Genomic DNA, 19,334 nt, shown 5'->3' with positions numbered 1-19,334 from the left:
TGATCTCCTTGTTTAGCCCTGGTGTCGGGCTACTTCGGTGAAGGTCAGCACTACGCCATTCATCCTGCTGTTCTTGGCAGCTAAGGTTCTGGCGTTGACCGTGAGAAAATATTCCTGCTTGCCGGACTTGCCTTTCAGGCGGATCACCAATGCCTCGCCCTTTTCGGCCTGCTCTTCCACTGAGCGCACAAAGTCCTCGGCATTAGCAAAGATCGCCCCATCAAGATCAGTGAAGCAGAACTGCCTTGAGCAGAGTGGCAGGCCAAGGAGGTCGTTGGCAGGCGCACCAAAGAGGACTGAAGCGACTTCGTTGACAAAGCAGATGCGGCCTTCTTTCGTCACCATCATGGTCGGTGCAGGGCTGGCTGACAGGATCTGTTCCAAAATCTCGCTCGACTGGCGCAAGCCCTCTTCAGCTCGTTTCTGCTCGCTAACATCAACAATGGAGATCACCATGCCGCTCACTTCGTTGGTCTCGTCGATGTAGGGAATGAACTGGACAAGATACCAGGAGTCCGCAGCGTGCTGCATCACCTTTTCCCGTTTTTTCCGGGAATGCAGCAGATGGCCGAATTCTGTTTCCACATCGCCGAGCAAGGGGGCGGACATGTCGCTGATCTTTCGGCCCACATCCTGTTCCATCAGATTGATCACTCGGCAGATCGGCGGGGTGTATTTGCGGATGCGGAGCTGCCGGTCAACAAAAATGAAACCGATGTCTGTGCTGCAAAAGAGGTTGTCAATGTCGTTGTACAGTTCGGTTAGTTCCAGAATTTTGCTTTGGTACTCAGTATTGACCGTGCTGAGTTCCTCATTGACCGAGTTCAGCTCCTCATTAGTGCTTTGCAGCTCCTCGTTTGAGGCTAAAAGTTCTTCGTTGGAAGCAAGCAGCTCTTCGTTTGAGGTTTGCAGCTGCTCGTTGGCAGCCTGAAGGCTCTCGCGAGTGAATTGAATTTCTCGCTCCAAATCCATCACATGCCGCCTGATTTCTTCGTCCGCCGCTTTGCCTCCTCCTTCATCCGAGACGCTGCTGTTTTGCAGTCGCTCTAACACGATCAAAATGCGCTCGTCTTCTGGCAGATAAATCGCCCGAAGCAAGCAGCGGCAGCCGCTTTTGCTGCCCGCCCGGATGCCGTCATAAACCACCTCGCCGCCTTCTTCTTGGCGGCAGGCCCTGATCGCGCTGGTGACAGGTAGGATCAGTTCTGGAGCCAGCATCTTGCTGAGGGTGAGGCTCATTCGCCCAGGCTGCGGCTGGAGAAGCAGGTCTGTATGGCCAAAAGTCTCAATGATCTCCCCGCTACTGCTGACGACAAGACAGGCAGAGGATAGCCTGCTGACGAGACGCTGGTAGTAGGCTTCACGCATTTCCAACCTGCGGGCCAAATCTATATGCCGTCGTGCGGAATCGTTATCTGGCTGTGACTGGAGTTTACCGGCAGGCGCGATGCGGCGTATTGTCCGAATTCTGCTCATCATCGGCAGATTGCCTCTGCCGGTATGCCGGTAAATTTTAATCTGTCGGTCCAAGGTCACGAAGCTCTCTGCCGCATCCATCACCGTCTCGTTGCTGCCGAGGAAGAGGAAGCCCCCTTCTTTAATCGCAAAGTGAAAAATGCTCAACACCTCCTTCTGCTGCGGCGGGAGCAGGTAGATGAGCAGGTTCCGGCAGACCGCCAGATCAAGGCGGGTAAAGGGTGCGTCACTTAAAAGATTCTGCCGGGCAAAGATCACCAGCTCGCGAATGTGCCGCCGGACGACAAAGCCGTTTTCAACCCGGCTGAAGTAGCGTTCTAGCAGCTCCTGCGGCAGGTCAGCGGCGATGCCATCAGGGTAGAAGCCTCTGGCTGCCTTTTCCACAGCGTGTTGATCGAGATCCGTGGCAAATACTTTGATCTTGCATTTTTTTTCTCCAGGGCGGCGCGTCTGGAAATCGTGAAGAAGCATGGCAATGGTGTAGGCCTCTTCGCCAGTGGAACAGCCTGCGTCCCAGACCCGGATTTCCTCCTGCCCGTCCGCGTTTTCAAAAATCAAGGGGATGATTTTTTCGCGGAAATATTCAAACTCCTTGCGGTCGCGGAAAAATTTCGTCACCCCGATGAGGAGGTCACGGCAAAGCAGGCTAACCTCAGTGGGCCGGGGAATGAGAAATTCGGCATAATCGTGCAGGGAGGCGCAACGGGCGATGGCCATCCGGCGGGTAATCCGGCGGATGACCGTGAAGGGCTTGTATTGCGTGAAGTCGATGCTGGCCTGGCTGCGCAGCAGGGCAATAATCCGAGTCAGGGCTGCTTCTTCATCCGAGGAGACGATATCCGTTCGCCGCCGGATGAAGGGGTGGCGGATGTACTCGGCGATCTTGGCAGGCATTTCTGCTGCCGGGCAGACATAATCAGCCAGGCCGGTGGCCGCAGCACTGCTCGGCATCCCGTCAAAACCTGCATCTGCCGGATCCTGCACAAAGATCAGGCCACCCGCTTCCCGGATTGAATGCAGGCCCCGGCTGCCGTCGCTGCCAGTACCGGACAGAACGATGCCGACCGCCTTTTCTTTCCGGTCCTCGGCTAGACTGCGGAAAAAATAGTCTATGGGCAGATGGAGGCCGCGTTGGCCGGAGAATTCGTCCAAGAGCAGCTTGCCATTGAACAGATTGAGATGAGTCTGCGGTGGCTGGAGATAAATGCAGTCCGGCTCAGTCATCATGCCGTTTTCTGCTGTGAATATCCGCATAGACGTGTGGCTAGCCAGCAGTTCGCCCATCATGCTCCGACAGTTAGGCGAGAGGTGCTGAACAACGATGAAGACTATGCCGCTGTTCGCAGGCATGTTGCTGAACAAGCTGATCAGGGCCTCTAGGCCGCCAGCAGACGCACCGATGCCAACTACATACATATCCGCTGAAAGACCGCTGTGCTGGAAGGGAAAGCTTTCCATCACGCCACTTCAGCCCTCAACCTGAATCTGCCGCTCAATGGCGGTGAAGAAGTCCTCCAGCACCAGCGGTTTGCTCACATAGTCGTCCATGCCAGAAGCCAGCATCCGCTCGCGGTCGCCGCGCAGGGCATGGGCAGTCATGGCGATCACCGGCAGGTGTCCGCCGCTGACTATCTCCTTTTCCCGGATGATCCTTGTGGCTTCAAGACCATCCATCACTGGCATCTCCACATCCATCAGCACGACATCATAGCCGCCACGCTCCAGCAGATTCAGTGCCTCTTGGCCGTTGGCTGCCTCCTCCACCCGCCAGCCACGTTGCTCCATCAGGTATTTCGCCAGCATCCGATTGGCCTCGACATCATCAACCAGCAGTACCGAGAGCCTCTGCCCAGCGGCAATTCGCCTTGTCCCGCCGCCACCGCAGCGGCATGGCGGGGGGGCAACAGCACAGCACTGACGATCCGCTATAGGCAGGGTCAGGGTGAAAAAAAAGCAGCTCCCCTTGCCGGGCTTGCTATCCACCTCAATAACTCCGCCCATCAGATTGACTAACTGCATGGAAATGGACAATCCCAGACCGGTGCCGCCTTTATCTTTGCGCGACTGCTCGAAGGCTTCAAAAATCGCCACTTGTTTATCCTCGGGGATACCGGGACCGGAGTCACTGACCACAAAGCGCACCCGCACCAGATCAGGTACTTTGACCGGCAGCGGAGCCAGCACCTCGACCGTGAAGACCACACAGCCTTCGTCGGTGAATTTGACCGCATTGCCGAGTAGATTGACCAGCACTTGGCGAAGATGACCAAAATCACCGACTAAATCATGCTCCAGATGGCCCTTGATGTTGAAATGCAGGTAGAGGCCCTTTTGCTCGGCCAGCACCTGCATCTCGTCGCAGATAGCTCTCATGCTCTCCTCAAGGCAGAAGGGCGAGGGCGAGAGAGTGAGCTTACCTGCCTCGATTTTGGACAGATCAAGGATGTCGTTGATCAGGTCGAGGAGCCGTCCAGCTGAGTTGCGAACTATGCCGAGGAAACGCTTCTGCTCCTCATTGAGGCCGGCCTGAAGGACAATGTCAGTCATGCCGATGATGGCATTCATTGGCGTTCTGATCTCGTGGCTCATAGCAGCAAGGAAGCGGCTCTTAGCCTGGTTGGCCTCCCTCGCCTCCTGCGCCAGCCGTTTGGCCTTATTGGCAGCGGTCATCAAGGCCATGTTGGCATGTTCAGTACGCCTCTTGGCCTGACGCAATGCCTCTTCGGCCCGCTTGCGCTCGCGGATGTCGCGGAGAATTTGCAGAAGAAGCTGCTGCTCCTCAAACTCAATGAGGGCTGTGCTGACTTCCACCGGGATGGCAGATTGCCCCTGCTGACTGAAAACCACAGTCTCTACCATCCCGCCGCCCTCTTCCCCGGATTGGGTGCAAAACTGTCGCACCCGCTCCACCGAAAACAGGCTGTCTAAGCGTGCTCCCACCAGCTTGCCCACCGGCATCTCCAAAAGGCGGGCGGCCTGTTCGTTGGCCTCGACAATCAGACCTCCGCTGACTTGACTGACAATGATGGCATCGCAGGCATGGTTAAGCAGAAGGCGGTATTTGCGCTCCGAAACCTCGAGTTCCTCGGTGCGAAACTCGACCTGCTTGATCAACTCCGACCGGGCGTTGAGTAGAACTTGCTCTGCTGCCTTTTCCGATTCGATATTTCGTACTGAACAGAGAAGAAGAAGTTTTTCCTGATCATAGTCATTAATCATGTCCATGCGGAGCCGCGCCCAGAACTGCTGGAATGAGGTGATACGGAGACGCACATCAACTTGGACAATCTTCTGCTTGCCGCTGATCACCGACTGCCGGGCCTCAATGTACTCATTGAACGTCTCCGGGCTGATGAAGGAATCCAAGGTCCGCTTAGAAAGCATCTGCTCGGACAGGCCAAAATATTCTTTGGCTAGACTATTAAATTCGAGAATCTGCCCTTCAGAGCTGAGAACCAGGAAGCCGATGGGAGCGTAGGCGAAAAGGTCAGCCAGGTGCCGCCGAGAGTTCTCCAGCTCTATCTGGGCGCGGCGCAGCTCCTCATTTTGCATCTCTAGCTCGATGTGAAAGATATTCAGCTCCTCAACCAGACTTTTCACATCCGGTGCGCTGTCAAACGCCTTTCGCTCTAGTCCGGCGACAACCTCCTCGGCCCGCTGTCGCAGCTCGCCACTTCTTGATGTTCCGGTTCTGTCTGAAAAATGCATCATTTCTTTCCGGCGGAGAGGGTGAAATAAAAGGTGGTACCCTGGCCAAGTTCCGACTCCAGGTCGATCTGCCCGCCGTGCCGCTCGATCACCTGTCGGGCAATGGTCAGGCCAACCCCGGTGCCGCCCCCGTATTTGTCTTGACCGTGCAGTCTTCTGAATATACCAAAGATTTTTTGGAAATGCTTCTCAGGAATGCCGATACCATTATCACGGACAAAAAAAACTGGCACAATGCTGGCGGCGAGTGGGGCCTTTGGCGGCAGTGTGCCGGGCAGATGCCAGCCCACAGTGATAATCTTCTCAGTTTGATTGTTGTAGAGGATACCGTTACTGATCAGATTGTGAAAAACCTCGCGAAGATACTCGGCATGGCAGAAGACCTGCGGCAGGGGCGAAGGCCGCTCGATATGCACCTTATGCGTGGCAATTAAATCCTGGAGACCATCCAATACCTCGTCCAGCAGCGCATCCAGATTGACTGGTCGCAGCTCCAGATCAAGCCGGGCAATGCGCGAATATTTCAGCACACCCAGCACCTGCGCATCTAGCCGTCGGGCTAGGCGCATAATGCCATCAAGCATCTCGCGGCCTTCGGCATCGATCTTGTCACGGTAATCTTCGGCAAGAAAATGGGCGAAGTTGTGCATTCCCCGCAGCGGCTCGCGCAGGTCGTGTGAGATGCTGTAGGCAAACTCGTTTAACCGCTGGTTGATTGTCTCCAGCTCCTGGTTTTTCTCCTCTAAGGTTTTGGTGCGCTCACGCACTTGTTGCTCCAAGTTTCTTTTGATCCGCTTCAGCTCCTGCTGCCTGCGGTTTAGCTCAAAGAAGAGTAGCCGCTGCGGAGCGGTGATGCCCGTGCGAATAAAAGCCCGAAACACGAAATACGTCGAACCGAGATTGAAAAGATGACCCAGCATGTTGGCAATTCCGCCCACTCGCTTGTAAAAGATGAACATCAGCCCGGAAATCATTGTCAGCACAAGGGCAGCGAAGAGCAGGCGCAGAACCCCGCTGTCCATCTGCTCTCGCTTGCTCCACGTGAGCAAGGCAGCTAAGACGAGCAGTAGGACAGTGGCGATTTCGACGGTCTTCTTGAACAAGGTCAGCCCGCGACCTTCAACAAAGCAGTCAGGAAAGCGATCACTAAAGATCAGGACCGTGCAGAGCAGGGTCAACAGTCCCCAGATGCTCGCTGGCAAAAGGGCACTGATCTCCAGCTGCGGCTGAAACAGGCAAAGCGCAGCCGCGAGAAAGGCCAACACTTGGATGATGCGGCTAGATATCCAGAGCTGGGTAGGGAGATTAGAGGTATAACCAGGGAAAACACCCATACCTTTGTAGGCCAGCATGTGCAAGAGAGTGAGAAAACCTATGAAGAGGCAGGCCACGCCGAGCACGCAAAGGTAACTGTTCCTGAATAAGTGCCGCGCATTCCAGGTGACAAAGAAAATGCCCCAGAGCACAACGATACTGTAGATTTCCGTCAGGCTATGAAAGAGCAGGTAATTGTAACGGCTGATGAGGAAGAGGCCAATGAACGAGGTGAACAGGGCCAGGAGAACGCATACCCTCTCCTGGCCACTGCCCGAGGCCATACCCTGTTCTGGCAGCCCCAACATCTCGGCTTCCACCGGTCTGTTCATCTCTGGGACATCCATAAGTCAGGGTAGAATACGGCGAATGCAGGTAATCACCTGGTCAATGTCAAAGGGCTTGGTGACATACGCCACTGCGCCCATCTCCAAGGCCTTACGTTCAGATTCCTCCCGCACCAGCACTGTAAAAATGATCACGGGGATATCCCGCAGTGCTGGGTCGGCCTTGAACTGCGCCAAAATCTCAAAGCCATCTTCGCCGGGCATGAAAAAATCAAGCAAGACCAGGTCTGGCTTTGTCTCTTTGGCCAACTGTAGCCCTTCGCAACCATCCTCAGCGAATACTCCCAAATAGCCATTACGTTTCAGTACCAGCTGAAGCACCTGACGATTGGCAAAATCATCATCAATCACTAAGATTTTCTGCGGCATTCCTCCTGCCTCAGTCATGCTGCACCGTCCTTGTTAGCGGTTTCAGTTCTAAGGCAGAGGCATTGTCCGGGCGGAGCCTGTGACACGGCCTTGCCCTCCTTCTATCATACGGCAGGCAAAAGGGAATGGCAACCGACAAGGCCCGGTTTATCGAGCAATCAACGCAATGGCACGGTAAACCACGTCAAGCCAAGGCCAATGCAGAGCACGGCCAAGCCAAAGATGGCTAAGAGGAAGAGGATGATCGAAATGTGGCTGTGCATTCCGTATGATGCAGGCTGCTGGGCTTCTGTACTGCCTCTGCTGGTGTTCATCGAAGGTTTAATCGGGGCAAAGAAGAGCGGGACGAATAAAGAGCTGACTCCTTCGCTGTGGGAGGCTCTTTACTCTGACGCAGGAAGGTTGACAGGCGGGAGAATATTCGGTTTAATAAACATTATTAGCTCATGTTTTGCTTTTTATCCGGTTTAAAAACTTTTTCAGGCAGCAGCAAGGACAGCTTATCCTGCTGGATTACTGTTGCCTGCGCCCTGAATTGAACGAGAGACTGCCATGTTGGATCGACGTGCTTTTCTAACCCTCGGTGCCAAGGCCGCAGCCGGGATATTTGCCCTTCAAGCTGTTCCTACTCTAGCCGCAGTTCCTTCCCCTGGCCGTGTGGTCAAAGGCACCAGGAATCTGGCCTTTTACCACACGCACACCAAGGAATGCCTTGACATCACCTATGCCCGCAAAGGGCTTTATGACCCCAAGGCCTTGCGGCAGATTAACCGCTATCTGCGTGATTTTCGCACCAGTGAAGTCTATCCCATTGACCCAGAGATCTTGGACATCCTCTGGCAGATTCAGCAGGAAATCGGCTGTCAAAGTACCTATGAAATCATCTCTGCTTACCGTTCCCCGCAGACGAATCAAACCTTGCGGGGCAAAAGTAACGGAGTAGCCAAGCGCAGTTTGCACATGCAGGGACAAGCTGTGGATATCCGCTTGACTGGTAAGCCTTCCCGCATCGTGCGTGACTGTGCCGTCGCCCTTGAAGCCGGTGGCGTGGGCTATTATGCGCAGTCAAATTTCGTGCATCTGGATACCGGCAAGGTCCGTGTCTGGTAGATTTCAGTAAAAAAACGCCTCAAACTGCTGCGCCAGCATCGCCAGAGCGAGCGCGATCAGGGCTACCGGCTTTGGTCGCGCTCTATCTATCTGTTGTGGAAGCGTAGCGAATTGCTATAGAAAAAGCAAGCAATACGCAACGAGAGCAACTCGATTCTCAAGAAGTTCTAGTCGGCCAGAAAGGAGTTCTGCTGACTAACAAAGGAGTTTGGCTCGGCCAAAGAGGAGTTCTACCGAGCCGGAAAGGAGTTTTGTTTGGTCGAACTCCTTTCCAAGTTGGCAACAAAGGAGTTTGGCTTGGCCAGAAAGAAGTTTGGCCGACTTGCAGAGGAGTCTTGCCGAGTAACAAAGGAGTGCGGCTTGGCAAAACTCCTTTGCGGCCAGGTTGCCAAGGAGTTTTGTTCAGCCAGAAAGCAGGGCAAGCGACTTGCGAATCTTCGCCAAGAGCTGGCCAAAGAAGTTCTCCCGCTCTAAAACCCTTCAGCCCCCTATCCGTGACATTCGCCCGTGGCAGCCGCCTTCTTGCGCCTTGAGCCGTTCTTCCATCCGGTGGCCTTGCGGCTTGCTACGGACAGCCGCCAGCAGTGCCGCCCGGATTTCCTCATCTGTGCCGCCATGCCGCAGCAGAGAACGGAGGTCGGTTTCCGCATCATGCAGCAAACAAGCGCGCAGCATTCCCTCGGAAGTTAGGCGCAGGCGGTTGCAGCGGTCGCAAAAGTGGTGACTGAGAGGGCTGATAAAGCCGAGCTTGCCTTTTGCCTCCTGGCCAACGCGGAACATGCAGGCTGGACCGTCGGTTTCGCTCCGATGAACTGGAATTAACTCGCCTAAATCCCGCAACCGGGCCTTGATTTCATCTGAAGGCACATAGGTATCCTTGTGCCAGCGGGAAGACTCGCCGATAGGCATGAACTCGATGAAGCGCACGTGCAGCGCAGTGTCGCGGGAGAGCTGGGCAAAGTCAGCAAGTTCGTCGTCATTCACGCCACGCATGACCACCATGTTTAATTTGACTGGCGCAAAGCCAACAGCCTGCGCTTTTTCGATGCCCCGCCAGACTTGAGCAAAGCAATCCGCGCCTGTAATCCGGGCAAACCGCTCTGGCTTTAAGCTGTCCAAGCTGATATTAATTTTACTGATCCCCGCAGCCCGCAATTCCTCTGCGTATTGCTCAAAAAGCACGCCGTTGGTGGTGATACGGATGTCGCGTAGCCCTTTAATCTCGGCCAATTGCTTGACGAAGCGCATCAGATCGCGCCGCACTAACGGCTCACCGCCAGTAAGCCGCAATTTAGTCATGCCTAGACTAACTGCGGCCCGTACTACCCGCAGCAATTCCTCATAACTGAGCAGGTCTTCCTGTTCCAGCTTAGGCAGACCGCCTTCTTCTGGCACGCAATACAGGCATTTCAGGTTGCAGCGGTCAGTCAGCGAGAGCCGCAGGTAGGAAATCGTGCGGCTAAACAGATCAACGAGGCTGCGATTATTCTCAGCAGAACCACATTCAGAGACGCTTTTGCTTGCAGGCATTGGTGTGGGCTTGTATTTTCATGGACGCGCAATGCAGTTTAAGCCAACAACCGGTGCATTGAGCTGCCTTTCGTGGACATGGATTATAATAAACTACCTGAAGATTGTGGCAGCGTCGAGAGAAAAAATATGCTCATTCTTGCCCTTGAAAGCTCCTGTGACGACACCGCAGCCGCAGTAGTACAGGATGGTTGCCAGGTTCTATCGAACGTGATTAGCAGCCAATTCGCTGTCCATGCCAAATACGGCGGCGTGGTGCCGGAATTAGCCTCGCGTTGCCACATTGAAGCGATCTGGCCCGTAGTCCAAGAGGCTCTCAATACTGCTGGCGTGCAGCTGGAGGAGATTGATCTGATTGCCGCCACCCAAGGGCCGGGTTTGGTCGGCTGTTTGCTGGTTGCTTTCACCTTTGCCAAGTCGTTGGCCTTGGTACGCCAGATTCCCTGCGTGGGGGTAGATCACTTGGCTGGACATCTGCTCGCCATCCACTTAGAGGCAGAAGAGCAGAGGCCGGAATTCCCCTATACCGCCTTGGTGGTTTCCGGTGGTACCAGCTCACTGTTCGCGGTCAACAGCCCAACAGAGTATCGCTTGCTCGGTCGCACCCGTGATGACGCAGCAGGTGAGGCCTTTGACAAGGTGGCCAAACTGCTGGAGCTGGGTTGCCCAGGTGGGCCAGCGGTCAGCAAGCAGGCCGAGCAGGGCAGGGTGGATGCCTTTGCCTTTCCCCGCGCTTTAGCAGATGGCAGCGTCGATTTCAGCTTCAGTGGCTTGAAGACGGCGGTGCTGAATCAGGTGAGCCGCTTCCGGCAACAGAATGTGCCCCTGCCTATAGCGGATATCTGCGCCTCTTTTGAGCAGGCCGTGGCTGATGCACTGACTGAGAAGACGATTCGCGCCGCCAAGCAGTGCGGACATCAGCGGGTTGTCTTAGGTGGCGGCGTGGCTGCCAACAGAAGATTGCGGCAACAGGTAGCTCGCCGCTGTGCTGAGGAGGGATTGCTCTGTTTTCTTCCCTCGCCGATCTTTTGTACCGACAATGCCGCCATGATCGGCTTAGTTGGCTGGCATCAGTTTGCCACTGGCAAGCAAGTTGGGCTAGATGCCGATGCCTTTTCCCGCTCGCCACTCAACTGAGAAATGATGCCGCTCTTTTTCCAGAGACTTCTGCGCTTACCCCGCTACTATTTGCTGCGGGTTAAGCGACTGAAGGGCGATCCAGTGTATTTAGCCAGGGGCTTTGCCTTGGGGGTGTTCATGGGCAACCTGCCTTTTGTGCCGCAAACCCTCCTGCTCATCCCTTTGACTGTGTTTCTCCAGTCAAGCACAGTTGCCGCAATCATCTCCTCAGTGATCGTCAACAACCCATTCACTGTCACTTTCCAATATTATCTGGCTTGGAGGATTGGCAGCTTTATTTTGCCTGGTAGAGGTTCACTCGAGCATTTGCATAATATCATGGGCACCTTTGCTGAGAAAGGACTGATTGACGGCTTTAAAGAAATCGGCCAGATCGGCTTTGATACCTTATTTGTCCTCCAGTTCGGCGGCGTGGTCATGGGCCTGGTCATGGCTATTGGCAGCTATTATCCGGTGCGCAAGTTCTTCCGCACTGTCCGCGAGCGGCGGCAGAAGAAACACCGGCTTGATGTTTGACAATCCAGCATGACCGCCAGCCAAACGCTCTTGAGAAAACTGCTGCGGTTGCCGAGATACTATTTTTTGCGGATCAAACGCCTGCGTGGCAACCCGGAATATCTTGCCAAAGGCTTTGCTTTCGGGGTATTCATGGGGGTTTTACCGCTTGCGCCGGTGCAAACACTCATCCTGATTCCCCTGACCATCCTGTTGCGGATCAGTCCTTTGTCTGCTTTTATCGCTGGCATTTTGGTGAGTAACCCCCTGACCTTTATTCCCCAATACTACTTCACCTGGAAGGTTGGCAACACGATGCTGCCTGGCTGGGTAACGTGGGACCAGATCCAAAATACCTTGCAAGTCATCTCAGAACAGGGGATGTTCGACGGTATCATGGCCTTAAGTTATCTCGGCATCAAAGCTCTTGCCGTGCTTGAAATTGGCGGGGCCATTCTTGGCATCCCTGCCGCAGTGATCAGCTATTTTCCCGCCCGCAGCTTCTTTCGTGCCGTGCAGGAGCGGCGATTAAAGAAACAGCACTTGAAGAAAAACCAATGCCCATAAGGAAGAAAACGATTTTGCGTGCCCTCAAGTACTATTACCTGCGAGTCAAACGACTGAAAGGCGATCCTGAGTATTTAGCCAGAGGCGTCGGGTTCGGCGTATTTATCGGCAATCTCCCCCTGATGCCACAGAGCATCTTTTTGCTTTCATTGACCGTGATGCTACGGATCAGCACGGTGGCTGCCTTCATTTCCTCTACCGTGGTCAACAATCCCTTAACCGTGATGTTTCAATATTATCTGTCCTGGAAGGTGGGCAACGCGATTCTGCACGGCCACTGCTCCTGGGAAACCATCCATAGTGCCTTAGGCAAGTTTGACTTGGGGATGCGCGTTGGTTTGGCGGCCATGAGCGGCCTTGGTTTGGAAACCCTGGGCGTGTTGCTGACCGGCGGCACCATTATCGGCCTGGTTTCAGGCCTAGCGAGCTATCTTTGCTCCCGCAAGTTCTTCTGGGCAATCAAGAAGAAACGCGCTCTTAAACACCGCTTGGACGCTCGAATCTAACTCATGTTCTATCAAAAAAGCAAAAATGTGCTGAAACAGCAGGGTTTGGCCGCTTCAAAAAAATTAGGCCAGAATTTTCTGGTGCATAAGCACACCGCAGAACAGATTGCTGACCTAGCAGGCCTGTGCAAAGAGGATACCGTCCTTGAGGTTGGGGTTGGACTTGGTGCCCTGACCGGGCCATTGGCGGCAAATGCCGGGCAAGTCATTGGCTTGGAGATGGATTCCGGCATCATCCGGCTGCACGAGGAGAAAAAAGACCTGCCCGACAATGTGCGCCTGCTGCACCAGGATGTGCTAACCGCTGATTTCCAGGCCTTGGCAGAAAACTACGGTCGCTTGAAGATTGTCGCCAATTTGCCCTACTCGATCTCCTCGCCCTTCCTGTTTAAACTGATTGAACACAGCGAGCTGATCGATTTTGCCGTGGTGATGCTGCAAAAGGAACTGGCCGCGCGGCTGCTCGCCCAACCCGGAACCAAAGAGTACGGCGCACCCACGGTGTTGCTGGCGGCCTGCGCCAATATCAAGCTGCTGCTGGAGATTGGGCCAGAGGAATTTCATCCTCAGCCCAAGGTGGATTCCCTGTTGGTGCGGCTATCATTCCAGCCGATGCCGGAACGAGTGCAGCGGCTCGGCGCATTTGACCGGCAATTGCTGAAGCGAATCGTCAGCGCGGCCTTTGGCCAGCGGCGGAAAACCCTGTTCAACGGCCTGGCCGCAGCTGCATTGGCCAGCAAAGAGGATTTGGCCGCTTGCATCGCCGCTGCCAAGCTCCCGCCAGCAGTGCGCGCCGAACAGTTGCGCTTAGAGGATTTTGTCTGCCTGGCAAGAGCGATGACAAACAGCCCCAATCAGCTGTGAGAGTAACAGCATTCTCTTTTGAACTGCGTCTTTTTGCTGTTTGGCTGCCTTGCCTTCATCTGTTAGGAGCTTTCAGACGTGTAAATGCTGCTTTTGTACATCCGCGAACAGCTTTGCAACGTCCAAAAACTCCTGACAAACGTTTGTTTGCAGCTTTTGCACATGCAAAAGCTCTATTCAGACATGTAAATGCTGCTTTCGCACGTCCGCAAACAGCTTTGTAACGAGCAAAAGCTCCTGATAGACGTTTGTTTGGAGTATTCACACGTGTGGATGCTGTATTCAGACATGTAAATGCTCCATTCACACCTCCGCGAGCAGCTTCGCAACGAGTGTTTGGAGTATTTACTCGTTTATTAGGAGCAAACAGACGAGTAAATACTGCTTCGGAACATCCAAAAGCTCCATTCACACGTCTGAATGCTCCAAGCAAACATGTGAATACTCCATTTACACGTCTAAAAGCTGCTGACAACTCTTTATGGCCAAGCAAGAACCTTTTGTTGCTCGGCAAGAGAAGGTTCTTGCCGAGTACAACTCCTTTGTTATCAAGCTGAGTTCGCTGCTACCTAGCTTGCAATGCTCTGGCAAAACACTCCACTAGAAACATTCTGACGACAAAAGTTTCTCAATCAGCTTATACACGGTTGTGCCGTAGATATCTTTCGGCCAATCTAAACAAGAAAGATTATCGCGCTGCTTGGCATGGAGAATGGCTTTGTTGATTGCATCCACGGTGATCTTTCGCTCATCAATCCCTTTGTTATAATCTGGGAGATATCGCTTCAAACGGTCTGAGCAGTCGCGGACAGAGTGGATATTCGAGCCATCTTCAAAGTGTAGGAGCAACCAATATTCAAAATTGGGGTTACTGAGGGCGAAACCGTACTGTTCTTTGAGTTGCGACCACTTGTAAACTTCCTGGAGCTTTTCTTCACTGTTATCATCTTTGTCAATCACCAGCCACGCTTCATACGGCTCCCGCACATTCTCTTTTTCGAGAAAGTGCTTCAATCGCTTGAGCACTTGCGTGCAGCTCGTCTTCTTGGTACCTGGCAAGCATTTCACGCCAACGTTCTTGAAAAGAGCGAAATACTCTGGCTCGGTCTTTTCGCCTTCCACCGCAAGGACAAACAGCTTGTGATAGAGTCTTTTCCCCTGAGGTCTTCCAAATGTTCGTCTTTTCGGAGGCATTATTCCTCATGGGAACTTGGTTCAACAGGGCTGCTTTGCCTTAAGGACTTACTCAGCAAGATGCGCGGGATGCCGCCCAAGCGTCCCAACAAATAACTTTTCCGAATATCCTTGTCATAACGAATATCCTTGTACTCGCTAAAGGAAAAAAGCGTTGATGCACCCGAATCATCCCTTTCCGCTACCCACATTTCGTCCCTCCGCAGCAATTGCTGATCCATGAGCAAGACATCGTGGGTAGTGAGCAAGAGCTGTGACCTTGTTGCAAAAGAACAGCTGGATAAATAGCTTTCAATTAACTGCCTGGTCAATAAAGTATGCAGACTTCTATCAACTTCATCAATAAGATAAACTCGTTTTGAATCTCGCTCAGAAAGATTGAGAAATGCTGGCAGAAGATCAATAACCCGCCGTGATCCGTCTGATTCCTGCCCCATCTCAAATTTTACCTCTGTTCCATCTGATTTAGGGTGATAAGCAACCAGTTTTTTTGCACTCAATTCCCCATTCTTGCGGGTGATAACAAAGTGATCTGGCTGTGACCGACTAGTCTTTATCTCTAAAGCAAACCCTCCTCCTTCTTTCAACTCTTCTTGGAGCCTGATTTTCCATGCCTCAGACAATGGAAGGTGTTCAAACGGAATATTTTCGCCTCCTAAGTGGGCAATACCTGTATCGAGCTGCGGCAACATCGCACTCATCGTGTTATAGAGTGGATGCTCTTCATCAAAGAACTGCTCAAACGGCTCAAAACGGGAATCCGGTGCGATTAATTGGAGCGTATCTTTGAACCAATCGTAAACCGGCTTGAAGGCCTCGATTTTCTGAGAAACAGAGTTGGTGAGAAACAGCTGATTATCTCTGGTACCGTTGAAGATAATCTCAAGCGGCAGTTTTTTTGCCAATGATTCCTCAAAAGTTGCTTTGCCTGCGTATCTCTCGTAGAGTATTTTCTCGCTGCGACTGGTAATCAGCACGAGCTTTTCCTCGACAACCGCCTTTTTGGTCACGGCAAAGCTGAACTCATAAATCAAATCGTCAATCAACAGCTCAAAGGCAAAGCGGGTAGGTTGTTTGGTGCTGTCAGCATCGAGAAGAAAGGGTTCAACAGGAATCAGTCCGTCAATTGGGATGCCTTTTACCACCAAGGATTTGGCAAAACTCAATGCTTTGAAAAAATTGGTCTTGCCAGAGGCGTTGCCACCGTAGATCGCCGCAATTGGCAGGATTTTTGTCTTGTATTTATCGAGCTTGGCAACCCGCTCGCCATGCTGCTGCTCCCTGCTGGCAACCATCGAAAAGGTAACGCGCTGGCGGAAAGACATCCAGTTTTCAAGCGAGAAGCTGATGATCATCTTGTTATCTCCTAAGGTGTACTTTTCGTTCTGTTACACAGCTCACCATAGGAGTTTGCCGGAAAAATTTCAAGGCGAAAAGAGAAAATATCTCTTAAACCACTCCCTTCACTCCCCACCTACCCGCTCTAAACGGGCGGCAAAGAAGCCCTCAATCTCCTCTGCGGGCAAGGGCAGGAAAAAGCCCTGCTTATCAACCAACGAAACGGCAGAAGCAGGCAGAAAATCCCGGCAATCTTTCAGGCGAAAGTCGTTGTGTACGGAGAGAAACTGCTCAATCACCTGCTGATTCTCCTCTGGTTCAAGGGAACAGGTGGCATAAACCAGTACACCGCCGGGCGCAAGCAGTTTGGCGGCAGTATTCAGCAAACTGAGCTGCGTGGCTTGCAGCGCGGCAAAGTCTCCAGGCTGGCGATTCCAGCGGATATCCGGGTGACGGCGGATTACGCCGGTGCCAGAGCAGGGCGCATCAATCAGAATGCCGTCAAAGAGCAGCGGCTTTGACGCGGCAAAGGCTGCCAGGTCGCCGGGAAAGATGCTGACCTGCGCCTGCACCTTTTGCCGCTTGAGATTCTCGTGGAGAAGGCGGACGCGCCGCTCATCTGGTTCGACCGCATTCAGTGCTGCGCCTGCGGGCAGAAGAGCAGCTAAGGCGCAGGTTTTGCCACCCAGGCCAGCACAGCCGTCAAGGTAACGGCCCTGTTCTCGGAATGGGCCAAGCAGCTGACAAACCAGCTGCGCCGCCTGATCTTGGACCTGGAACAGACCATTGGCAAAACCAGGCAGAGAAGTAATTGCGCCGCGCCAGTCAGGAAGCAGCAGGCTCTCCGGCGCATATTGGCCGGCTACGCTGCGAATCTCCTGCGCAGCCAACAGCCGGGCCAATTCCTCCCTGCCTGTCCGCAAGCTGTGCAGGCAAAGCTGCGGTTCTAGGCTGTTAATCCGGCAGATTTCCCGCATGGTTTCCTCACCAAAATGCTTGCGCCAGCGTTCAAGCAGCCAAACAGGGTGGTCAAGCAAGCCAACAGCTTCTGGCTCGGTTAGACTCGCCTTTTCCTTGGCAATAGCCCGCAACGTAGCGTTGACAAAGCCGAGCAACCAGGCTGGTTGGTGCATTGTCTTCAAGGCGGCCACAGTTTCGTTGACTGCGGCAGCCGCAGGTATCCGTTCAAGGAAACAGAGCTGCAATACCCCTACCCGAAAGGCAAATAAGGTCAGCGGCTCCATCTTGCGCAGGGCTGTCTTGGCAAAGCGACTGATGATCGCATCCAAATAACCCTGCCGCCGCAGCACGCCAAAGACGAGCATCCCGGCGAGTTGGCGGTCTTCATGGCTAAGACCTGAGTCATAAACCAGGGTATCAAGGAAGCCCTGGATTGGCTTACCCGTGCCATTCCAGGCAACCAGGCAGGCAATGGCCTGACCACGGCTCGTCTGTTTTCCGTCTTTCTTCTTCATAATCCATACGGTTGCTGAAAGGCTGCTTTGTAGCTACAAGTTTAATGAGAATTTATCTTACACTTCCCTGATCTCTTGTGATACACTGAAAATAAAGGCGGAGATGAAATATGCCGCAACAGTTTAGGCTGATTGGGAAAAAACGTTGACTTTCCCTGAGCCATCATGTAACCAATTCTCAAAAGAGAGCAGTTTTTCTATTTCAATAAACCATCTGCTAAACAAGCAGGAGCCTGCGCGTCGGTTGCGCTCCGGCGGTGGGTTTGACTAAAAAGGAGAAACAAAGTGGACGGCGTGCAATTCCCCGTATTGGGCAACAGCATCATCATGGCAGTAGTTATCTTGGTACATGTATTCTTCGCTTTTTTTGCCGTTGGCGGTTCCGTGCTCTCTGTTGTCGCGGAATGGTGGGGAACGAAAAAGAAGGACGAGGACTATCTCCGGCTGGCCAAGGGTGTATCCGGCTTCCTCTCGGATATGATGAAGATCAACGGCGTGCTCGGCGTGGCCATCGTGGTCTTAACCATTGGCCTCTGGAGCCAGTTCGGTGCATTTCTCTATTCCGTGCAGTTCTGGCCCTTCTTAGCTGAAGGCGCGGTGTTCCTTCTGCTGATGATCTTCTCAGTCATCTATCATCACACCTGGGATTCCGTCTCGCGGGGCGCACACATTCTTATTGGTGCCGTAACCGGCTTCTTTGCCTTGATGGCCGGCTTCTTGATCAACGGTATCTGGGCCTTTATGCTGGTGCCAGGCAAGTGGATTCAAACTCATGATCGTTGGGATGCCTTTTTCAATCCTATTTTGTTTGAATCAACCACGCACATCCTGCTGCCCTGCCTGATCAACGCAACCTTATTGGTGTTCCTCTGGACGTACTTGAAGGCGAAAAAGGCCCAAGGCGCAGAGCAGGCCTATTTCAACAAGATGAACCTGTTTACCGCCAAGATCGGCGCAGCGATACTGTTCCTCCAGCCGATTTCCGGTGCCTTTTTCTACTTCAAAGTCAAAGCCGAGACATTGTCTCTGCCTGCACCTAGCCCGTGGACGCAGCTCTCAGAGGGTGGCATGGCCCGGCCTTTCCTGTTCACGATGATCACCTTGGCCATCATCGCGATGATCGGCGGCGTAACCTATTGGGTGCGAGGTCATGAGAAGGGCCGCACCGCCTTGGTCGCTGCGTCATTGGCAATGTTCCTGGCCTTCTTCATGGGAGCCTTTACCCGCGAGCGGGCAAGAAAGCCTTACTTAGTTTGGAACACGATGTACATGAACCAGAAGTTTGTTGACGAGAAACCAAACAACGCAGACCCGAAGGCAGCCGTGAGTGGCGAGCAGGTACTCAAAGATAAGGGCTGTATGAGCTGTCATGCAGGTGGTGCAGGCGCTCCGGCCTTAACTGGCTTGGCCCAGAAGTACGATAAAGCCAAGTTAATGGACTTTATCCGTCAGCCTAAGGACGCGGCAGCCATGAAGATGCCGCCATTCTCCGGCTCAGAGCAAGAACTGGAAGCCCTTACTACCCATCTGCTGAAGCAGTAAGCAACCTCTCTGCTCTCCTTCTCCCTGACTGGCGTTGCTGGTCAGGGAGATTTTTTTTCTTCTCCGCTTGCCCTCCTTTTTTCCGCATTCATCATCCCTTGAAGCAGATTTAGCTCGAACTGTGCTCGGCAACAAAGGAGTGCGGCTAACTTGCAAAGGAGTTTTACTCGGCCAGAAAGGAGTTCGGCTTGGCCGCAAAGAAGTCTGGCCGACTTGCAAAGGAGTTTGGCCAAGCCGAAGAGGAGTTTTGCCGACTTGGAAAGGAGTTTTGCTCGGCAAAAAAGGAGTACGGCTTGGCCACAAAGGAGTCTGGCCGACTTGCAAAGGAGTTGAAGTCGGCAGCAAAGGAGTTCTACTAA

Annotated in this window: 19 protein-coding genes; 9 read left to right on the top strand and 10 right to left on the bottom strand. The window is 53.3% G+C overall.

Annotation, left to right across the window (positions count from 1 at the left end; translation table 11 throughout):
• Positions 1-12: 12 nt before the first annotated feature.
• From ACNKIB_RS03310 to ACNKIB_RS03290, 5 genes are all read right to left on the bottom strand, one after another.
• Entirely contained in the window at positions 13-2,934 is a 2,922-nt protein-coding gene (locus tag ACNKIB_RS03310; RefSeq protein ID WP_417909123.1) for a chemotaxis protein CheB, read from the bottom strand.
• A 9-nt stretch (positions 2,935-2,943) separates the two neighbouring features.
• Positions 2,944-5,187: a response regulator gene (locus ACNKIB_RS03305; protein ID WP_417909122.1), complete on the bottom strand. Its 2,244-nt coding sequence runs from the start codon at positions 5,185-5,187 to the stop codon at positions 2,944-2,946.
• Positions 5,184-6,830: a sensor histidine kinase gene (locus ACNKIB_RS03300; protein WP_417909121.1), complete on the bottom strand. Its 1,647-nt coding sequence runs from the start codon at positions 6,828-6,830 to the stop codon at positions 5,184-5,186. Before ACNKIB_RS03300 ends, ACNKIB_RS03305 begins: the two co-directional genes overlap by 4 nt.
• An 18-nt stretch (positions 6,831-6,848) precedes the next feature.
• Positions 6,849-7,232 (bottom strand): response regulator, encoded by a 384-nt coding sequence (locus tag ACNKIB_RS03295; RefSeq protein WP_417909120.1) that lies wholly within the window; start codon positions 7,230-7,232, stop codon positions 6,849-6,851.
• 140 nt (positions 7,233-7,372) lie between these two features.
• Positions 7,373-7,528: a hypothetical protein gene (locus ACNKIB_RS03290; protein ID WP_417909119.1), complete on the bottom strand. Its 156-nt coding sequence runs from the start codon at positions 7,526-7,528 to the stop codon at positions 7,373-7,375.
• 238 nt (positions 7,529-7,766) lie between these two features.
• Between ACNKIB_RS03290 and ACNKIB_RS03285 the strand changes: the two genes are divergently transcribed.
• Positions 7,767-8,324 (top strand): DUF882 domain-containing protein, encoded by a 558-nt coding sequence (locus ACNKIB_RS03285; RefSeq protein ID WP_417909118.1) that lies wholly within the window; start codon positions 7,767-7,769, stop codon positions 8,322-8,324.
• 255 nt (positions 8,325-8,579) lie between these two features.
• Complete coding sequence (locus tag ACNKIB_RS03280) at positions 8,580-8,798, top strand: hypothetical protein (protein WP_417909117.1); 219 nt, start codon at positions 8,580-8,582, stop codon at positions 8,796-8,798.
• A 6-nt stretch (positions 8,799-8,804) separates the two neighbouring features.
• On the opposite strand, the gene moaA is transcribed toward ACNKIB_RS03280, so the two are convergent.
• Positions 8,805-9,854: a GTP 3',8-cyclase MoaA gene (gene moaA / locus ACNKIB_RS03275; protein ID WP_417909116.1), complete on the bottom strand. Its 1,050-nt coding sequence runs from the start codon at positions 9,852-9,854 to the stop codon at positions 8,805-8,807.
• 129 nt (positions 9,855-9,983) lie between these two features.
• Here moaA and tsaD point away from each other — a divergent pair, with 129 nt between their 5' ends.
• Genes tsaD through rsmA form a run of 5 tightly spaced genes read left to right on the top strand, consistent with a single transcriptional unit; the run spans position 9,984 to position 13,426 of the window.
• Positions 9,984-10,991, top strand: coding sequence for a tRNA (adenosine(37)-N6)-threonylcarbamoyltransferase complex transferase subunit TsaD (tsaD, locus tag ACNKIB_RS03270; RefSeq protein ID WP_417909115.1), 1,008 nt, complete (start codon positions 9,984-9,986; stop codon positions 10,989-10,991).
• 3 nt (positions 10,992-10,994) lie between these two features.
• Positions 10,995-11,510 carry a DUF2062 domain-containing protein gene (locus ACNKIB_RS03265; RefSeq protein WP_417909114.1) on the top strand — a complete coding sequence of 172 codons (516 nt, stop codon included), beginning with the start codon at positions 10,995-10,997 and terminating at the stop codon, positions 11,508-11,510.
• Positions 11,511-11,540: 30 nt separating this feature from the next.
• Positions 11,541-12,056: a DUF2062 domain-containing protein gene (locus ACNKIB_RS03260; RefSeq protein WP_417909113.1), complete on the top strand. Its 516-nt coding sequence runs from the start codon at positions 11,541-11,543 to the stop codon at positions 12,054-12,056.
• A complete protein-coding gene (locus ACNKIB_RS03255) occupies positions 12,047-12,562 on the top strand; it encodes a DUF2062 domain-containing protein (RefSeq protein ID WP_417909112.1) in 516 nt (171 codons plus the stop codon). Before ACNKIB_RS03260 ends, ACNKIB_RS03255 begins: the two co-directional genes overlap by 10 nt.
• Before the next feature lie 3 nt (positions 12,563-12,565).
• Positions 12,566-13,426 carry a 16S rRNA (adenine(1518)-N(6)/adenine(1519)-N(6))-dimethyltransferase RsmA gene (gene rsmA, locus ACNKIB_RS03250; RefSeq protein ID WP_417909111.1) on the top strand — a complete coding sequence of 287 codons (861 nt, stop codon included), beginning with the start codon at positions 12,566-12,568 and terminating at the stop codon, positions 13,424-13,426.
• A gap of 55 nt (positions 13,427-13,481) precedes the next feature.
• Here rsmA and ACNKIB_RS03245 read toward each other — a convergent pair whose 3' ends face one another.
• The 4 genes from ACNKIB_RS03245 to rsmB all read right to left on the bottom strand — a co-directional run bounded on the left by ACNKIB_RS03245 (position 13,482) and on the right by rsmB (position 17,433).
• Positions 13,482-13,940 (bottom strand): hypothetical protein, encoded by a 459-nt coding sequence (locus ACNKIB_RS03245; RefSeq protein ID WP_417909110.1) that lies wholly within the window; start codon positions 13,938-13,940, stop codon positions 13,482-13,484.
• An 86-nt stretch (positions 13,941-14,026) separates the two neighbouring features.
• Entirely contained in the window at positions 14,027-14,620 is a 594-nt protein-coding gene (locus tag ACNKIB_RS03240; RefSeq protein ID WP_417909109.1) for an RloB family protein, read from the bottom strand.
• Entirely contained in the window at positions 14,620-15,975 is a 1,356-nt protein-coding gene (locus tag ACNKIB_RS03235) for an AAA family ATPase (RefSeq protein WP_417909108.1), read from the bottom strand. Before ACNKIB_RS03235 ends, ACNKIB_RS03240 begins: the two co-directional genes overlap by 1 nt.
• A gap of 108 nt (positions 15,976-16,083) precedes the next feature.
• Entirely contained in the window at positions 16,084-17,433 is a 1,350-nt protein-coding gene (gene rsmB / locus ACNKIB_RS03230) for a 16S rRNA (cytosine(967)-C(5))-methyltransferase RsmB (RefSeq protein ID WP_417909107.1), read from the bottom strand.
• A 285-nt stretch (positions 17,434-17,718) separates the two neighbouring features.
• On the opposite strand from rsmB, the gene ACNKIB_RS03225 reads away from it, so the two are divergent.
• A complete protein-coding gene (locus ACNKIB_RS03225) occupies positions 17,719-18,975 on the top strand; it encodes a cytochrome ubiquinol oxidase subunit I (protein ID WP_417909106.1) in 1,257 nt (418 codons plus the stop codon).
• A gap of 188 nt (positions 18,976-19,163) precedes the next feature.
• Positions 19,164-19,334, top strand: coding sequence for a hypothetical protein (locus ACNKIB_RS03220; RefSeq protein ID WP_417909105.1), 171 nt, complete (start codon positions 19,164-19,166; stop codon positions 19,332-19,334).

It is taken from the genome of Candidatus Electronema sp. PJ, assembly GCF_048287395.1.
Classification (GTDB): Bacteria; Desulfobacterota; Desulfobulbia; order Desulfobulbales; family Desulfobulbaceae; genus Electronema.
This window is presented reverse-complemented; position numbering and strand designations above follow the sequence as displayed.